The sequence below is a fragment of the Rhodoglobus sp. G.S.23 genome, assembly GCF_056675935.1.
The window spans coordinates 875,139-892,227 of record NZ_CM155237.1 but is presented as its reverse complement, the minus strand read 5'-3'; the positions used below and the strand labels follow the sequence as shown (position 1 = coordinate 892,227).

Sequence of the window (17,089 nt, the reverse complement as noted above, 5' to 3'; positions counted from 1 at the left end):
CATTTGCTGATTTTACACATCTCGCCGCATTGTGCAGCGGCAAACGGGGCACTGGTTTTATCGGAATAACAGGCGCACAATAGAAAAAAGTTCCTCAGCGCACGGTAGCCAAGGAGGAGAACTATGCCGGTGCAACAGAAGAACGCTTCACCAGACTTCATGCCCGTTCTTTCGGCCGGACGTCACCGAAACCCACGCCGGGGTGGATGTTTCATGGAGTTCGCCTCATACCTTGCCGGAGAAAAGTGGAGCGACCATCCGCCATGCACCCATCCGGCACTCGCCCTGTTAGCGCGAATGGTCAATGACTGCACCTCTGACCGCGAGCGTTCAGAACTGGCCGAACTCATCCCTTCGGTGATCGGAGTGACCAGCGCGGACCCTCGCATACAGCTCCGCATCGCGCTTCGCGCCGCAACTATGGCGCTCCCCGTCGCCAGCGAGGGGCGTCAACGGGCACTGGCAGTGGGAATCATCTCAACGCAGGCACGATTGGCTGAGCTCGAACCCTTCCTCGGGGCTACGCTCGCCAGCGATGTTGCTTCCGCGTTTGCGCAAGCACCGGCAGCCGAACAGTGGGCGAAAAAGTTCAGTGCTCAGTACCGCGTTGAGGGGCACGGTCGTGCCGTTACGTGCATGACAGACTCCATCATCCGCACAGCTGTGGTTGGCATCGCTGAAGGCTGCTCGCCCCGAGCAGACCAGCGAATGCGGCAACTGCTCCGGAGCGCAATCGAAGATTGTCGCGCCATCGTCGATGGCAACGCCACCCCTACTGTCGTAGCGAGTCGGCTACCCGTCGGAGCCCGGTCGCGGACTCGGTGAGCAGTCGCAGCTCGTTCTCGCTAAACGTTGTCTCCTTGATCGGCGTTACGCCAGAAGCGCTCACGATGCATGGCACCGAGAGGGCAACACCACTGAGCCCGTGGAAATCGGTGAGCACTGGCGCGACCGGCATGACGGAACGCTTGTCTCCCAGGATCGCCTCGACGATGTGAGCCGAAGACAAGCCGATCGCGTAGTTCGTCGCACCCTTGCCTTCGATCACCTTGTAGGCGGCATCGCGGACGCCGATGGCAATGTCGTCGAGTTCCTCCTGCGTCATACGCGGGTGACCTTCGCACTCCCATTCAAGAACCGGGACCCCGCCGATCGTTGCCCGGGACCACAGCGGGAACTCCGAATCACCGTGCTCTCCAATGATTGACGCGTGAACGCTGGATGGCGAGACCCCGGCACGCTCGGCGAGCTTCCACCGCAGTCGCGAAGTATCGAGCACGGTTCCCGACGCAAAAATGCGCTCAGGCGGGAGACCAGACTGTTCTTGGGCAAGCACCGTAAGAACATCACACGGGTTCGTGACGATGACATAGATCGCGTTCGGAGCTACCTCGATCAGCTGGGGAATGATAGTGCCGAGCATCCGAGCATTGACATCGGCAAGCTCAAGTCGAGTCTGGCCCGGGTTCTGCTTCGCACCAGCCGTGATGACAACAACGTGCGAGCCTGCCGCCACCGAAATGTCGCTTCCGCCGATGATCTGGCTCGACCCTGTGAACTGGGTGCCGTGGGCGAGGTCGAGTACTTCGGCATCCACCTTCTTGGTCGCTATGTCGTAGAGCGCAATCTGCCGAGCGGATCCCCGGATCAGGGCCGCGTAAGCAGCACTCGCGCCGACGCTGCCGGCGCCCACGATGGTCAGTTTGGAGTTCTCGACAACGCTCATGCGATCAGTGTGGCACGCAGCGCTCTCGGTCGCCTCACGAAGTTCGTGAAGGCGTTGACGTGGGCGCGCTACTCGAACGAAGGGGGAAGGAGATTGTAGACAACAGCGATGCCCGCCAGGAGCGCATACAAAAGTGCAATGACACGGAATTGCAGACTCCGTCTGGTCAACTTCTGGGCCGGTCCGTCGATCATTTCGGGTTCGCTTGACTTCGCCCGACGCGATAACACCAGAGCAGTTGCGAACAGCAACGCAGTCGTTCCCGCGAGCATGACAGGCCAGTACCAAAGGAGGAATATGAGGAGCCATGATCCTGAGGGGCCCTCGATGCGCTCCTGCTGAACAGCGATCATATAGAGCAGGCCCATAACCGGGCTTAGATACAGAAAGAGAATTGCAATCGCTGGAATGGTGGCGACAACGCACAGCAAGAAATAGCCAGCTATCTTTCTGAGCGCATGTTGCATAATGCGATCATGACAGATAATCACCCTTTCCGAGCTTTCCGCCCGCGCGAGGTTAGCGGCTGCAGCTATGCGTGCGCGGACGAAGCGTGTGCCACGGCGGATTCGCTGCGGCATCCGACGATTGCTGGCGCTTGGCCGATGAGGGCGTCATTGGTGATCGCCTCCACCATGAAGAGGGCAAAGTCGGTTCGGCGTGTGAGGTTGCTCTCGAGAATGGGGTCTCCAATGGCAGAACTCCACACTGGCAGTCCCTCACTCTCGCCTTCCTCAAGGTCGCTCCCGCGCACGAGCGTCCAGCGGGTGTCGCTCGCGAAGATGCGTTCGGCTGCACGAGACTGGTCGGCGATGTCGACAGCGCGCACCAACTTGGCGAGCCAGGATGCGATGGCAACGGTCGCGAGGAACTTACGCGAGTAGACGTCGTTTGCGCTCGCACGCACGTGCCAGCCACACGAGAAGATCAGGCGAGCATCTGGTTGCGCAAAGTCGAGCACGGCTTGCGCTGTGCGGGATGAATAGTCGCGCACACCCCACGGCGCGAGCACGGTAAGCACGGCGCTACAACCTGCTACGGCGCGTTCGATAACGCTGCGATCAGAGGTCTCACCAGCAATCACGGTGATGCGGTTGCCGAAGTGGTCGAGTTTCGCCACGCTCTTCTGGCGACACACTCCAACGACCTCATAGCCGCGATCGAGTGCGTGGGCGGCCAGATATTGACCGAGCTTTCCGGAGATTCCGACGATGCACACCCGCTTGCGTGCTGGTGGCGGTGTTGGACGGCTACTGGCTGACGTGCTCATGGTGATCCTCTCACATTAACCTTACGTTGTAAGTTAACCTTACGCAGTAAGATAGTCAATACCCCCAAACCGACCAGGAGAATTCGCGTGGCAGACTCGAATCGAGCACGACCAACCAAGAAACGCACGCCCATCACGCGTCAGGCCGTTCTCCTCGCCGCCCTAGAGCTCGCCGACGCTGAAGGCTCCGAGGCCCTCACGATGCGTAAACTCGCGGATCGTCTCGGCGTCGAAGCGATGTCGATCTACTATCACGTGCCCAATAAAGAGGCGATCCTCACGGGCCTCGTCGACCTCGTCTTTGCCGAAATCGCGTTGCCAACCAGTGAGAACGGCTGGCGCGCTGCCATGCATGACCGCGCACTCTCGGCCCGAGACGCTCTCATTCGCCACCGCTGGGCGATCGGCCTCATGGACTCGCGTCGAGATCCTGGGCTCGCCACTCTTCGCCACCACGACGCCGTCATCGGTGTGCTCCGCGCCGGTGGCTTCTCCATCGCCGGCACCGCACACGCCTTCTCCGCTCTCGACAGCTACATTTACGGCTTCGTCATGCAAGAGCTCAGCCTGCCATTCGACACCTCAGAAGAACTCACCGAAGTTGCCGAGGCAATCGTCACCGAGATGCCCGCCGGTGAATTTCCGCACCTGACGGAGATGGCCGTCGGACACGCATTACTCCCCGGCTACAGCTACGCCAACGAATTTGAGATCGGTCTCGACCTCATCCTCAACTCTCTCGAACAGCGACTGCCGCTCCCCGGCTGGGGCGAGGAAGCCACCAGCCGCTAGGCAGTCATTGCCGCAGCAAGCTGCGCGATAATGCGCTCAAGAATCGGGCGAGACGTCGCCAAGTTCACGCGAATGTGGCCAGCGCCGACAGCGCCGTACCCCACACCTCCATTGACTCGGATGCCCGCCTTCTCGGCCAGCATTTCCGCAAGTTCTGACTCATCCGAGTAGGCGCGCAAATCAAGCCACGCCAAATAGGTGCCCTGCATGGGAGCCATGCGGGCCTCAGGCAACAGCTCAGCGAGCGCCGCCCCAGCGTACTCAATGTTGCCCTCAATGTACTCGCGCACCTCGAGCAGCCACGGCTCACCACGAAGGTAGGCGGCCGTGTTGAGCTTCATCCCTGGCGTGCTGGCGCCGTGCGTCGCGAGCCAGCTCAGCGACTCCCACTGTGCGCGGTCGGCGTCGTTGCTGAGGATGATCTGCGCACACTTGAGCCCGGGCAGATTGAAAGCCTTCGACGTACTGGTAGCGGTGATCGCGGCACGCGCACCGGCATCCGACACACTCGCCAGAGGCACGTGCTTGTTGCCGAAGAGGGCGAGGGGCGAGTGAATCTCGTCGCTGAAAATGCGCGCACCGTGGGCGTCAGCAACCGCGGCGAGCGCCACCAGTTCGTCGCGGGAGTACACCTTGCCGGTGGGGTTGCCGGGGTTGGCGAGAATGAGCAGGTTAGCGCCGTCGGCGAAGTGGCTGGCGATGTCGTTGAGGTCGAGAGCAAAGCTGCCATCGTCGCCACGCAGCATGGGCGACTCGATGACCTCGCGGCCGAAGTCCCTCGGCACAGCCAGGAACGGCATGTAGGCGGGAGTCGGCACGATGACCGCGGCTCCTGGCGCACTGAACTTCGTAATGGCAAGTTCGAGCCCCTTGAGCACGTCAGGGAGAGGGTGCACGTCAGCAGCATCGAGCTCCCAGCCGTACTGCTCACGGTGCCACTTGGCTGTTGCCGCGTTCATTTCGAGCGCGACCGACTCGTCGGGGTAGCCGAAGCCGAAACGATCGGCGATAGCCGCCCACTCGTCGAGCACTGCTGGTGCTGTGCCGAAGTCCATCTCAGCAACTCCAGCGCACAGCAGCTCACCTTCGGGCGCGGTCCACTTGTTGCTTCCCCTGCTGCGGAGGATTTCGGGGGTGAGGGCATTCCACTGTTCGGCGTTGCTGGTCATGGCGTCTCCTGCTCAAGGGTGAATTCGGTAAATGACAATGGATACGGCTGGCTCGTCGCTACGAGCCGGCGGCAGCGATGAACGGCTTCGAGCCGGTCGCGCGCGCAATGAGTTTCTCGAGAACGTCAGGTTCAGTGGTGTTCTCGGCTAGTCGGTTGGGCTTTCCCTCACCGTGGTAGTCGCTGGAGCCGGTGATTTCGAGACCAAACTTTTTGACGACCGTGAGCAACCACGCTTTGCCCTCTTCTGAGTTATCGCGGTGGTACACCTCAAGCCCAAACAACCCATTGTCAACGAGATCGCGGATGACCGAGTCATCCATTGACCGGTATTTTCCGTGGGCGGCCGGATGCGCGAGCACGGGCACTCCCCCGGCAGCGACGATCATCTTCACTCCCTCGAGCGGACTCGGGGCGTAATACTTCTCGTAGTAGCCCCCTTGCCAGTGCAGGATGCTCTCAAAGGCGGCGCTGCGGTTGGCGACGTGCCCTTTGCGAACGAGCGCGTCGGCAATATGCGGGCGACCAAGAGTGGTTCCGTCAGATGACTCGGCGAGCACGTCATCCCAGGTCAGGTCATAGTCCCGAGAGATTTTCTCGACGATGCGCTCTGCTCTGCGCAGGCGTCCATCCCGAATGCGTGCTGTTTCGGTGATGATCGTGCGGTCGAGCGGGTCAAAGAGGTAGGCAAGAACGTGCACACTTGCTGGGCCATAGTTGGTACTCAACTCCATGCCCGGTATTACGTTGATTCCCGCCGTCGTGGCCGCGGCGATCGCCTCCTGCCACCCCGCCGTTGAATCGTGGTCAGTGAGCGCGACAGTGCCGAGCCCAGCTCTCTTGGCGGACCGAATCAGCTGGGTGGGGGTTTCGGTGCCGTCAGACACCGCACTGTGAGTGTGCAGGTCGATCGGTGTGTTGCGCATTGTGCAAGCCTATTGCTCTAGGCTCGGGTCGCTATGTTTCCACGCATCCTTTCGGCGGTCTTTATCGTCGCCATCGCCGCCACCCTCGTCGTCGCGGCCTGGCCCCAGCTGTTTTCCCTCGAACAGACTGCGATTATCGCGCAGGTAGTTTCCCTGCGCGGACTCGCTGCCGCCGTTGCCTTTGTTGCTGTTCTGGGGCTGACATTGATCTCCCTACTGTCAGTTCGACTTCACCGCTTCACTGCATCCCTCGCCGTCGTTGCTCTCGCCTTCAGCGCACTCAGTCTTGTTGTACTCGCGACGCGCGGTTTCGGTAGCCCGGGATTCGAGACCAAGGCCGAAGGCGATGTCACCGTACTTTCATGGAACACTCTCGGCGATGCGCCCGGTGCTGCCACAATCGCCGAACTGGCACTCGCTAACGATGCGGATGTGGTGACCCTTCCGGAAACTACTCGCGAGCTTGGCATCGAAATCGCCCAATTGATGTCAGCGGCCAACCACCCCATGTGGGTTCACACGCTCGCCTATGACGAGATCTCGAAATCCCGCTCAACAACAATTCTGATTAGCGTCGATTTGGGCGAATACGACGTTGACCTTTCTACCCGCACCACGTCGACACTCCCCAGCGTGGTCGCGGTACCGCAAGACGGCGACGGCCCGACGTTCATTGCGGTGCACGCTGTTGCGCCGATCAGCGGCGAAATGGCCAATTGGCGCAGTGACCTCGACTGGCTGGCAGAGCAATGCCGTGCGAGCAATGTCATTTTGGCTGGCGACTTCAACTCAACAATTGACCACTATGCCTCGCTCACCGACGGCGCCGACTTTGCGCTCGGTAGCTGCACAGATGCCGCATCCGTGACCGACAATGCGGCGATTGGCACCTGGCCAACACAACTTCCTGCGCTGCTCGGAGCACCCATCGACCACGTCATGGCTTCGAGCGAGTGGACAGTTATCGGGATGCGCGTCGTCGAATCGAATGACGGCGATGGCAGCGACCATCGGCCCGTTCTCGCCACCCTCTCGTCAACCCGATAGCCCAATAGTGCCTTTTGGGGCACTAGGGGCGACACTAGATGTATGGCAGATTCATCAGCACCCACGCCCCGCGCGACCTCTAACCGCTCGACGACTCCCCAGTCTTCGGGATTCGCTGACTACATCTCTTCTGGATGGGCCGAGCGAGAAGAGATCGATGTCACTCCCCGCGATCAGGCAGCCTTTGCTGCAGACCGACGGGCACGACTTTCCGCACTCCACACCGGCAAGCGACTGATCATTCCGGCCGGTGCCGCGAAGGTTCGCTCCAATGACACCGACTACCCGTTCCGCGCCCACAGCACCTTTGCCCACCTCACCGGATGGGGCTCAGACGCCGTTGCCGGCAGCGTGCTCGTAATGGAGCCGACGGATGCCGGACACACCGCAACCCTGTACTTCCGACCGGCCGCAGGCCGAGACACCAACGAGTTCTATGCCAACCCGGATGTCGGAGAATTCTGGACCGGCCCCCGCCCGTCACTCGGTAACGTCGCTAGCGATCTCGGCATCCAGACCTTGCCTCTGACCGACTTTGAGGCGGTGCTCGACCTTGTCGACTCCTCCACGCTCATTGTGCGCGATGGCGACCGCGACGTCACCGATCAGGTTGATGGTCGTCGTCTCTTGACCGCCGATTCTGAAGCGCTCGAGCACGATGGCGATAATGACCTGAGCCGTGATCTGAGCGAACTTCGTCTCGTGAAGGATGCGTTTGAGGTTGAAGAGATGCGCGCCGCGGTCAATGCCACCCAGCAGGGCTTCGACGATGTCATTGCTGATCTTCCCAACATTGTGGAGCACGCTCGTGGTGAGCGTCTCGTCGAGGGAACGTTCAATCGTCGCGCTCGTGCCGAAGGCAACACTGTTGGCTACGACACGATCGCTGCCTCTGGGCCGCACGCGTGCATCTTGCACTGGACCCGCAACGACGGCCCGGTGAAGCCAGGTGACCTCATTCTTATCGATGCCGGTATCGAGCTCGACAGCTACTACACGGCGGATATCACGCGCACACTGCCGATCAGCGGAACCTTCACCGAGATTCAGCGTCGCGTGTACAACGCGGTGCTCGAAGCGGCAGATGCCGCCTTTGCGATCGTTCGCCCCGGAATCAAGTTCCGCGAAATCCATGCCGAAGCAATGCGGGTAATCGCTGAGAAGACCGCAGAGTGGGGCCTGCTGCCCGTTTCTGCTGAAGAATCGATGCTGCCAGACAACCAGTTCCACCGCCGCTACATGGTGCACGGCACCAGTCACCACCTCGGCATCGACGTGCACGACTGCGCAGCTGCCCGACGCGACATGTACCTCGATGGCGTGCTTGAGCCCGGGATGGTCTTCACGATCGAGCCTGGCCTCTACTTCCAGCCTGATGACCTCACCGTTCCCGAGGAGTACCGCGGGATCGGTGTGCGCATCGAAGACGACATCCTCGTGACAGAAGATGGCGCCGAAAATCTGTCGGTCAACATCCCACGCAGTGCGGATGCTGTCGAAGCGTGGATCGCACGCTCCTAGCGCTGACGGCGCGCGTCAGCGAGAGTGTGGCGCGCGCCTAGCTAGTAGCGGTCAGGTGCTTGCTAATTGGCTGACTGGTCGGAGTCGTTACTACCGGCGCGTTCTGATGGGCTCGGCACGTGAGGGGCGGCGTGCACGCCAAGTTGCCCACCAGCCGAAGTGCCGAGAATGCCGTGAGCTTTGGCTGCGAGGTCGGGCGAGATGATGATCTCGTAGCGATCAGCAATGAGTTGCGATGTTGCGGCGTAGTCGCGACGTTTGCGCATCATCGCGTAGTTGACGACTCCGAAAATCATTCCGATGCCAGCACCGGTCAGAATGGCGGCGAAGAAGATCCCTACCTGCTGGGGTGTTACCGGCGCCAGAATCGTCGTGATCAGCCCAAAGAAGAGACCAAGCCACGCGCCAGTCGTTGCCCCGGCAAGAGCTGAGCGACCGTAGCTCAATCGGACGGTGACGACCTCGACTGTTGTGAGGTCGCGGCCGACGATGGCGACGCCTTTGATGTCGAATTCGGCCTTGGCGAGGGTGTTGATTACGGATTGCGCGTCGGTATAGCTTTCGTAGCTGCCGAGAACGTTTCCGCGCGGCACGCTCGACTGTTGCCGCGCACGGCGGGAGAATCCACTGAAGTTACTCATCAGTTCATTGTCCCATGCAAGGGTATGGTTTTAGTTGTGAGCAACTCAAGAGTATTCGTCGCCCGATTGGTGGGCTGCTCGGTCTTCGATCCCAACGGAGACCGCGTTGGCAAGGTTCGCGATGTTCTCGTCGTCGAACGCGCTGATGCGAGCCCGCGCGTTGTGGGCATGATTGCCGAAGTCCCCGGCAAACGCCACGTTTTTCTCTCCATTGGCCGCGTTACGAGCATCGGTTCTGGACAAATCATCACGACGGGTCTGCTCAACTTGCGTCGCTTTGAACAGCGCGGTGGCGAGATTCGTGTCATGGCTGAACTGCTCGGTCGTCGAGTGGGTATGCGCGACGGTTCCGGTGAAGCTCAAATTGAAGATGTTGCGATTGAAGAAGTCGACATCGGCGAATGGGAAGTTAGTCAACTCTTCCTCCGTCGCCCCAAAACTACTGGCGCTCCCCTTTTTGCAAAGGGAGCGACTGATTTCGCTTCGTGGGACGAAATAAAGCAAGACACTCATAAGGGCGAAGCGCAGTCAGCAACCCAACTTGTCGCCAGCTTCTCTGATCTGCTTCCGGCCGACCTTGCCAATGCCATGCTCGAGTTGCCCGAGCAACGCATGATGGAAGTTGCCGGCGAGCTTTCTGATGATCGTCTCGCCGATGTGCTCGAAGAGATGCCCGAGAAAGAGCAGGTGGATCTGCTCAACAAGCTCGATGATGATCGCGCCGCCGATGTGCTCGATCAGATGCAACCGGATGACGCGGCCGACCTCATCGCCCACCTCACTGACGAGCGCGGCGAAATTCTTCTTGATCTCATGGAGCCAGAAGAGGCCGAAGACGTTCGCTTTCTGCTGAGCTACGACTCCGATACTGCTGGCGGTCTCATGACCACCGAACCGATCATTGTGTCTGCTGACGCGACCGTCGCTGAGGGTCTTGCTCTCATCCGTCGTCATGAGCTGGCGCCAGCTCTTGGTGCTGCTATTTGCGTAACCTTGCCACCCTACGAACCGCCAACAGGGCGGCTGCTCGGGATGGTTCACTTTCAGCGGATGCTGCGCTACCCACCAAACGAGCGCCTCGGCGCGTTGATTGACCAGTCGCTTGAGCCCGTGCGCTCGTCGACGACGGCGGCGGAAGTTTCGCGCATCCTCGCCAGTTATGACCTGGTTTCGGTTCCCGTGGTTGATGACAACCACCGACTACTCGGGGTGGTGACCATTGATGACGTGCTTGATCATCTGCTTCCCGATGATTGGCGAAGTACCACCGACGAGTCTGCAAGTTTCGACGACACTTCTACTCGACCGCTAACCATCGTTCAGCAGAAAGCAATTCGCGCAGGGAGGGCACCACGTGGCACCAGCTAAGCGGTCACTACGATCACAGCGCAATGACTTGCGCCTTGATACTCCCAAGGGTCTTCGCAGCGGTTTTGGAATGTTCCAGAGTCGCGACCGCATGGGGCGCTATTCCGAAGCGTTTGCTCGAGGGATGGGCACGCCGTGGTTCCTTGTCGGCCTCTCCGCCTTCGTCGGCGTCTGGTTGATTTACAACACCAGCGCCCCCATCGGCGCCCAGTTCGACCCCCGATCGACAAACTTCACGCTGTTGACCCTCATCCTGTCGCTGCAAGCGTCGTATGCGGCTCCCATGATCCTGCTCGCCCAGAACCGGCAAGATGACCGTGACCGGGTTCAGATTGAGCAAGACCGCCAGCGGGCCGAACGCAACCTCAATGACACTGAATACCTTGCTCGCGAAGTGGTTGCTTTGCGTTTAGCGATGACCGATCTGGCGAGCAAAGATTTCATTCGAGCCGAGCTTCGCTCTCTGCTCGAAGAGCTCGAGAAAGATCCCGAGGCCGACGACGAAGCATCGGCTTCTTCGTGACTCCTCACGACGCTGCGGGCTCGGTTGACAGTTCAGCGCCAAGCAATCCCCTCGAGACTGCGGTGCTCGCCTCGCTGAGGTCGGTGATTGATCCCGAGATTCGTCGGCCGGTGACAGAACTCGACATGATCTCGGGCGTCTCGGTCGATGACGCTGGTGCGGCATCCGTCGGTCTCACTTTGACGATTGTTGGATGCCCGGCCGCGACTTCCATCGAACGTGATGTGCGCGAGGCTACCGAACGTGTGCCCGGCATCACGGCGGTCACTGTTGACGTGTCGATCATGTCGCGCGGCCAACGCGATGCTCTCACCGAAAAGCTGCGCAAAGGGCGCCCGAAGACGATGCAGTTCGGGCCTGACTCACTGACGCAGATTGTTGCCGTGACGAGCGGCAAGGGGGGCGTTGGCAAGTCAACGCTCACCGCCAATCTCGCGGTTTCGCTCGCGCAAAGCGGGCTGCGAGTCGGCGTGATCGACGCTGATGTTTTCGGCTTCTCGATTCCGGGTCTGCTTGGGCTCCAGGGCGCGAAACCTACTCAGGTCGGCGACATGATTTTGCCGCCCGTTGCGTACGACGTGAAGGTCATTTCGATCGGAATGTTTGTTGAAGAGAACACGGCTGTGTCGTGGCGCGGTCCGATGCTGCACCGCACGATTCAGCAGTTCTTGACCGATGTGTTCTTCGGCGACCTCGATATTTTACTGCTCGATCTTCCGCCAGGCACTGGCGACGTGGCGATCTCACTCGGGCAGTTGTTGCCCCACTCCGATGTGGTTGTCGTGACGACGCCGCAGTCTGCGGCCGCCGATGTTGCTGAGCGCAGCGGCCTCGTCGCCCGACAAACCGGTCAACGCGTGATTGGCGTCATCGAAAACATGGCGGGCTTCCCCCAGCCTGACGGCAGCGTGCTCGAACTCTTTGGCTCTGGTGGTGGGGCGGATGCCGCAGCCAAGCTTTCTACGCCAGACGAGCCCGTCACGGTGCTGGCCTCGATCCCGCTCAGCATTGCCCTGCGCGAGGGCGGCGATTCCGGGGTTCCCGTGGTGATCGCGGCTCCCGCGGATCCGGCGGCCCAAGCGATTCGCACCCTCGCCACCACTCTCCGTTCGCTCAAGCGCAGCGTTGCTGGCCGCAAGTTGGGGCTGAGCCCGCGCTAACGGCGACGTTCGCCCTGGCGCATCCGGGTGCCATCCAGCCACTGCTCCAGCATTTTCTATTGACTTTCAATAGATATCCATTGATTATCGATCTATGGAACTTTCTTTGCTACGACCTTCGCTCGGAGCAGCAATAGCCACGTGGATCGCACTTGGTGTGCTCGCGGTCGCGGTAGCGGCGAGTTGCATCGCGCTAATGCCGCTGTCGCGCATAGCCGCGACCGAATACCCGGAATTCGAGGATCTTCGGATTCCGCTGCTCACTCTAGGCCTCGCATTCGGATTCTGCATCGAGGTGATTCTCGCCTCCACCGCTGTTCTAGTTGGCTTCATTCGGCAAGATCACATCTTCAATCCCGACGCAGCCCGATTGGTAAATCTGCTCATCGTGAGTGTGGTGGTTGCCACCATCACGGCGGGGGCAACCCTCGCTTTCATACCGGGCCCACCGCTACTGGCATTGGCAGTAGTCGCCAGCGCTCTGGTTGGAGTGACACTCTTTTTCGTTTTGCTGGTGCTGAAATCCCTGCTACAACGAGCTGTGCTGATGAGAACTGAACTCGACGAGGTCGTCTAGTGGCGATCGGCATTCTGATCGACCGCCTGCTTGTCGAGCGCGGCATGTCAGTCGGCGAGTTCGCGGAAGCGGTCGGTATCACTCCAGCGAATGTCGCCGTACTCAAAAACGGGCGAGCTCGTGCTGTGCGATTTTCCACCCTGGATGCGATATGCCGCGTTCTCGAATGTCAGCCTGGAGACATCCTTGTGTGGGACGACGACGAGCACGTGGATTCCTAGCGCCCGCTATATCCGCCAACGCCACGTCACGACTTGGCAGTTAACGCAAAAACACCACAGCATGAGTTGCTGTGGTGTTGCGTAAACCGGCTGGCGGTTGGCTACGGCATGGTGTTGTAGCGACGGGTGGGCACGCGACGGTATCCGTCGGTTGCTACGGCGCGCAGGGTTGCGATGATGCCGAGTGCGGACAGTGCCCCAATGATGATCAGTTCGAAGTTCATGTCTATATTCCATCAAGCTTGATCATTTAGAACAAGATGATCTTTCTTACCTAACCTTGTAGAGTAACTACATGGAAATCCGGCGCCTCGAACTGCTACGCGAGCTTGCTGACCGCGGCAGCATTACGGCGGTCGCTAAAGCCACGATGCGCACGCCGTCGGCTGTTTCGCAGCAGCTAAAAATTCTGGAACGGGAGGCCGGCATCCCCCTCACTGAACGAGTCGGTAGAGGCATCGTTTTGACGTCGGCCGGGCGTGCGCTTGCCCAAACTGCTACGGATGTGGCTACCGCGATCGAAAAAGCTGAAGCTCTCTGGAATGACTTTCGAGAGTCACCTCGAGGCGAAGTCACAATGACAATCTTCCCGACCGGTGGCGAAATGCTGCTGCCCGGGCTCTTCCATTCGATCAATCGCCTCGCCGGCCTCACCCTGCACTGCAATGACCAAGACTCGGTCCTTGAGGATGTCGCGAACCTCACCGCTGACTACGACGTGGTTGTGTCCGATTCTCCGCACGTGCTCCCAGCGTGGACCGAGCGCGGGCTCGCCGTTGTTCCTCTGATGCGTGAGTCTCTGGATGTCGCCCTCCCTGAAGACCACCCCCTCGGTCGGAAGGCCGCGCTCACACCAGCGGACCTGATCGATGAAACCTGGATCGGCGTGCCCTCTGGGCTTCCATTCGATCGAATCCTTCGCCGCATCGAGGCGGCAAACGGTGCTCCGGCAAAAGTTGCCCAACGTCTGACAGATAACAGCATCGTCGAAGCCGTCGTCGCGGCAGGGCACGGGATTGCGATCTTGCCGCGCTTCACCACCCGAGACCGCGAAAATGGCCTCATCACTAGACCCCTCAAGGGAGTCCCGTCGTCGCGCCTCATTTCTGCATTGCTGCGACCTGACCGCGCCGAACGTCCCTCAGTGCGTGCGGTCGTCAAGGCTCTCGTGGATGAGGCGACACGCTTCGAACGCGAGCACACCGTCGAGCCCGTTGTCGGCAACGCGCAATCTGGCTAGAGCCAGTCCAGAGCTCAGCTGGTTGGCTCCACCAGTCGCGCCAACAATTCAGTGAGCAACCGCTCAGTGAGAGGTGCAGGCAAAGCGCCGATCAGCGCCAACAGAGGCGCCATGCGCTCCGGGAGTCCATCTTGTGCCCCTGCGAGTCCGATCGTCGCAAGCAGCTGCGCCGCGGCCTCTGACGTGAGCACAGGGGCATCCGGAGCCGCCAACGCGGCGCGTACCTCAGCGGGTAACGCCGCGAGCGCCATCTCGGCAGACACCGCGGGAATCCCTCGAACCTCGTCAGCCGCCGTGCGTAGTGCGGCGCTTAACTCGTCGAGCACGCTTTCCGTCACCGGTGTGATCGTGAGGTGCGTTGTCGCTGGCAGCGTGCTGCCATCGCTTTGTACAAGCGACGGTTGCAGTTGAAGCAAGAAACCATGCATTCTCACTTGATCGGCCCAGTGGTGCGCGTCAACACGGCGATCGGCAGCAACACTCTCATCGGATGCCACAGCGAGCAACGGACCAACCGGGTCGCCAATAACACGCAGTCCATCAATCCCGTCGACAACGTCGCGCAGTGCTCGGGTTGAGCGCGCACACGACTCCGAGAGTTCAGCGAGACCGCTCGTTCCCAGCGCCTGGATGATCGCCCACGCCGCGGCTAACGGACCGGCAGATTTCGATCCCAAAATTGTGGGGTTCACGATGGGGTATCCCGGCCACCGGGTCGTCGCGAAGTACTGGGCGCGCTGGCGGTCTCGCCCGCGCTGCAACAGCACAGACGCTCCCTTGGGGGCGTATCCGAACTTGTGAAGATCTGCGCTGATACTGGTGACACCGGGCACGGTAAAGTTCCACGGCTCAACGCCCTCCCAGAATGGGAGCACCCAGCCTCCGATGCACGCATCGACGTGACACGCGATACCGTGCTCGGCCGCCGCAGCAGCAACCTCAACCACCGGATCCATCGCTGCGTGGGCATAGCTCGGTGCCGACACGACAACGATCGCGACATCGTCACCGAATCGGTCAATCAAATCTTGGGCGGCAACCACACCGTCAAGGCCGACGGGCACGAGATCCAGTTCGAGCCCAAAGTAATGAGCTGCCTTCTGGAACGCCGCATGAACCGTCACGGGCGCCAGCAAGCGTGGCGTACCCGTTCGCGCCGAATCCCCAGCACCGCGCCACACGTCGCGCGCGGTCTTGACCGCCAGAAGACAACTTTCGGTACCTCCCGTTGTTACCGTGCCAACGACATCCTCATCACCGCCAAGCAAGTCACGAGCAAACCCCAGAACTTCACGTTCCATTACCGCGACAGAAGTGAATGTTGTCGGGTCGAGACCGTTTACCGGCTGCACAGCGCGAATCGCGCTCGCGGCAAGCTCGTCGAGCTCGGCTAATCCTGAGTCGTAGACATAGGAGAGCACTCGCCCACCGTGAGTGGGAGCATCCGCGCTTCGCAGTTCTTTGAGACGATTCAGTATGTCGGCGGGTTCGTGGTCGAAATTCACTGGTTCTCCTGATCGCGATTGGCGCTAGCGGTCGCACCAGTTTCGGTGTCGGCCTGATCGATGTCGTGACGGCGCAATGGGTAACGCCGGAAGGTCAGCACAGAAAGTCCGATGATCACCGCGGGCACAACGCTGAAGCTGATGATGATGCCGGCGATCGCCGAGGCGGGTTGAACCACGGTTTGGTTCGCGACCGATTCGAGGTAGCCGGATGCCGCGAGCACAATCGTGAGAACCGTTGCGCCGAGCGCCATACCGGTGGTTTCGCCAGCGGTCCAGACTCCCCCGAAAGTCCCGGCCGAGGCGATCTTGTGGCGTCGAGAGTCGTGGGAGATCACGTCGGGCAGCATCGACATGGGCAGCGCCTGCATTCCGGCGTAGCCGGCGCCGGCGAGCGCGACGGGGGCGTAAATCCAGGCGCCTGGCCACCACAGTTGCGGCACGATGAGCAGGGCACCAATTCCGTAGCAGGCCGAGGCCCACACAAAGGCGCGCTCTTTGCCGATGCGGCGAGAGATAGCAGCCCACACGGGGGCAAAGAGCAGTGCTGGGCCGATGAGCGAGACGAAGAGAATCGCAACCCCGGTGCCGAGCACCCACGTTGCCACATACTGCGCGCCGGCCAGCATGACGCCGGTTGCGAGCCCTTGCAGCAGGAAGGTCAGCAGCAGCGCGCGGAACGGTTGACTGCGTTTGAGAGCGGCAACGCCCGCGCGATAGGTGTCAGCGATCGACACCGTCGGCGCAACGGCGGTGAGTCCGGTGGGGGCTGAGAACGACGAGATGATGAGCGAGATTCCCATGAGGGCAGCAGCAGACACAGCCATGATGAGATAGCCGAGTCGTTCATCCGCAAATGCATCCCGGATTTCTGGTGCACCGGCGCCGAAGAGCAGAATCGCAATCGTCAGCACAACAACACGGGTCGCCAGCAGCCGAGTTCGTCCGTCATAGCTGCTCGTTAGTTCCGCAGGCAAAGCGATGTACGGCACCTGAAACATGCTGAACGCTGTCGCAGCAGCGATGAACGCGACAAGAACCCACAGGCCAGAGGCCAGAGGGCCAATGCCTGCGGGAACCGAAAATGTCAGAACGAAAAGTATCGGAAGAAGAATCGCGCCCGCCAGCATGACTCTGCGCCGGGTGCCCCGATGGGCAAGACTGCGGTCGCTTCTGGCTCCGATCACCGGATCGATCAGTACGTCCCACACCTTGGCAACCGTCACCAAAATTCCGGCGGCGATCGCAGCAATTCCGAGGGTGTCGGTCAGGTAGTACACCAGCACAAGTCCAGGCAGGGCAGCGAAACCCCCTGTACCGAGGGAACCAATGGCGTAGGTAGCGATTGTGCTTCGGGTAAGAGCTCGCGTCACAGCGGTCGTCATCTTCGTCAGCCTAGCGCTT

The 17,089-nt window shown here is 60.6% G+C and carries 19 protein-coding genes; 10 read left to right on the top strand and 9 right to left on the bottom strand.

Annotated features, from left to right (window positions below; genetic code table 11):
* The first annotated feature begins 123 nt into the window (after positions 1-123).
* Positions 124-825 carry a hypothetical protein gene (locus tag AC1ENN_RS04295; protein WP_480406749.1) on the top strand — a complete coding sequence of 234 codons (702 nt, stop codon included), beginning with the start codon at positions 124-126 and terminating at the stop codon, positions 823-825.
* Here AC1ENN_RS04295 and AC1ENN_RS04290 read toward each other — a convergent pair.
* The 3 genes from AC1ENN_RS04290 to AC1ENN_RS04280 all read right to left on the bottom strand — a co-directional run bounded on the left by AC1ENN_RS04290 (position 773) and on the right by AC1ENN_RS04280 (position 2,996).
* Positions 773-1,726: an L-lactate dehydrogenase gene (locus tag AC1ENN_RS04290; protein WP_449648611.1), complete on the bottom strand. Its 954-nt coding sequence runs from the start codon at positions 1,724-1,726 to the stop codon at positions 773-775. The two genes, AC1ENN_RS04295 and AC1ENN_RS04290, sit on opposite strands and share 53 nt — an antisense overlap.
* A 68-nt stretch (positions 1,727-1,794) precedes the next feature.
* Positions 1,795-2,193, bottom strand: coding sequence for a hypothetical protein (locus AC1ENN_RS04285; protein WP_449648612.1), 399 nt, complete (start codon positions 2,191-2,193; stop codon positions 1,795-1,797).
* Positions 2,194-2,258: 65 nt separating this feature from the next.
* Positions 2,259-2,996 carry an NAD(P)-dependent oxidoreductase gene (locus tag AC1ENN_RS04280; protein ID WP_449648613.1) on the bottom strand — a complete coding sequence of 246 codons (738 nt, stop codon included), beginning with the start codon at positions 2,994-2,996 and terminating at the stop codon, positions 2,259-2,261.
* A gap of 87 nt (positions 2,997-3,083) precedes the next feature.
* On the opposite strand from AC1ENN_RS04280, the gene AC1ENN_RS04275 reads away from it, so the two are divergent.
* A complete protein-coding gene (locus AC1ENN_RS04275) occupies positions 3,084-3,788 on the top strand; it encodes a TetR/AcrR family transcriptional regulator (protein WP_449648614.1) in 705 nt (234 codons plus the stop codon).
* Here the strand turns inward: AC1ENN_RS04275 and AC1ENN_RS04270 are convergent.
* Together AC1ENN_RS04270 and AC1ENN_RS04265 are read right to left on the bottom strand one after the other, a co-directional pair.
* Positions 3,785-4,957: a MalY/PatB family protein gene (locus AC1ENN_RS04270; RefSeq protein ID WP_480406748.1), complete on the bottom strand. Its 1,173-nt coding sequence runs from the start codon at positions 4,955-4,957 to the stop codon at positions 3,785-3,787. The two genes, AC1ENN_RS04275 and AC1ENN_RS04270, sit on opposite strands and share 4 nt — an antisense overlap.
* Before the next feature lie 58 nt (positions 4,958-5,015).
* The gene (locus tag AC1ENN_RS04265; protein ID WP_449648616.1) at positions 5,016-5,882 is read right to left on the bottom strand and encodes a PHP domain-containing protein; all 867 of its coding nucleotides are present in this window, start codon (positions 5,880-5,882) and stop codon (positions 5,016-5,018) included.
* 33 nt (positions 5,883-5,915) lie between these two features.
* Here AC1ENN_RS04265 and AC1ENN_RS04260 point away from each other — a divergent pair, with 33 nt between their 5' ends.
* Positions 5,916-6,929, top strand: a complete 1,014-nt coding sequence (locus AC1ENN_RS04260) for an endonuclease/exonuclease/phosphatase family protein (protein WP_480406747.1) — start codon at positions 5,916-5,918, stop codon at positions 6,927-6,929.
* 42 nt (positions 6,930-6,971) lie between these two features.
* Positions 6,972-8,450, top strand: a complete 1,479-nt coding sequence (locus AC1ENN_RS04255) for an aminopeptidase P family protein (protein ID WP_480406746.1) — start codon at positions 6,972-6,974, stop codon at positions 8,448-8,450.
* 62 nt (positions 8,451-8,512) lie between these two features.
* Here the strand turns inward: AC1ENN_RS04255 and AC1ENN_RS04250 are convergent, their stop codons facing one another.
* Positions 8,513-9,091, bottom strand: a complete 579-nt coding sequence (locus AC1ENN_RS04250) for a YflT domain-containing protein (protein WP_480391899.1) — start codon at positions 9,089-9,091, stop codon at positions 8,513-8,515.
* A 36-nt stretch (positions 9,092-9,127) separates the two neighbouring features.
* Between AC1ENN_RS04250 and AC1ENN_RS04245 the strand changes: the two genes are divergently transcribed.
* The 5 genes from AC1ENN_RS04245 (at position 9,128) to AC1ENN_RS04225 (ending at position 12,940) form a co-directional block, all read left to right on the top strand.
* The gene (locus AC1ENN_RS04245) at positions 9,128-10,459 is read left to right on the top strand and encodes a magnesium transporter MgtE N-terminal domain-containing protein (protein WP_449648620.1); all 1,332 of its coding nucleotides are present in this window, start codon (positions 9,128-9,130) and stop codon (positions 10,457-10,459) included.
* Complete coding sequence (locus AC1ENN_RS04240; RefSeq protein WP_480391898.1) at positions 10,446-10,982, top strand: DUF1003 domain-containing protein; 537 nt, start codon at positions 10,446-10,448, stop codon at positions 10,980-10,982. The genes AC1ENN_RS04245 and AC1ENN_RS04240 overlap by 14 nt, the downstream gene beginning before the upstream one ends.
* Positions 10,979-12,142 carry a P-loop NTPase gene (locus AC1ENN_RS04235; protein ID WP_480406745.1) on the top strand — a complete coding sequence of 388 codons (1,164 nt, stop codon included), beginning with the start codon at positions 10,979-10,981 and terminating at the stop codon, positions 12,140-12,142. The genes AC1ENN_RS04240 and AC1ENN_RS04235 overlap by 4 nt, the downstream gene beginning before the upstream one ends.
* Before the next feature lie 94 nt (positions 12,143-12,236).
* Positions 12,237-12,719 (top strand): DUF2975 domain-containing protein, encoded by a 483-nt coding sequence (locus AC1ENN_RS04230; protein WP_480406744.1) that lies wholly within the window; start codon positions 12,237-12,239, stop codon positions 12,717-12,719.
* A complete protein-coding gene (locus AC1ENN_RS04225; protein ID WP_480406743.1) occupies positions 12,719-12,940 on the top strand; it encodes a helix-turn-helix domain-containing protein in 222 nt (73 codons plus the stop codon). The genes AC1ENN_RS04230 and AC1ENN_RS04225 overlap by 1 nt, the downstream gene beginning before the upstream one ends.
* A gap of 101 nt (positions 12,941-13,041) precedes the next feature.
* Here the strand turns inward: AC1ENN_RS04225 and AC1ENN_RS04220 are convergent, their stop codons facing one another.
* Positions 13,042-13,164 carry a hypothetical protein gene (locus AC1ENN_RS04220; RefSeq protein WP_449648625.1) on the bottom strand — a complete coding sequence of 41 codons (123 nt, stop codon included), beginning with the start codon at positions 13,162-13,164 and terminating at the stop codon, positions 13,042-13,044.
* A gap of 71 nt (positions 13,165-13,235) precedes the next feature.
* Here AC1ENN_RS04220 and AC1ENN_RS04215 point away from each other — a divergent pair, with 71 nt between their 5' ends.
* Complete coding sequence (locus tag AC1ENN_RS04215; protein ID WP_480406742.1) at positions 13,236-14,180, top strand: LysR family transcriptional regulator; 945 nt, start codon at positions 13,236-13,238, stop codon at positions 14,178-14,180.
* A 14-nt stretch (positions 14,181-14,194) separates the two neighbouring features.
* Here the strand turns inward: AC1ENN_RS04215 and AC1ENN_RS04210 are convergent, their stop codons facing one another.
* Together AC1ENN_RS04210 and AC1ENN_RS04205 are read right to left on the bottom strand one after the other, a co-directional pair.
* On the bottom strand, positions 14,195-15,685 hold the full coding sequence (locus tag AC1ENN_RS04210) for a pyridoxal phosphate-dependent decarboxylase family protein (protein ID WP_449648627.1): 1,491 nt from the start codon (positions 15,683-15,685) through the stop codon (positions 14,195-14,197).
* Positions 15,682-17,070: an MFS transporter gene (locus AC1ENN_RS04205; RefSeq protein ID WP_480406741.1), complete on the bottom strand. Its 1,389-nt coding sequence runs from the start codon at positions 17,068-17,070 to the stop codon at positions 15,682-15,684. Before AC1ENN_RS04205 ends, AC1ENN_RS04210 begins: the two co-directional genes overlap by 4 nt.
* Positions 17,071-17,089 lie beyond the last annotated feature (19 nt).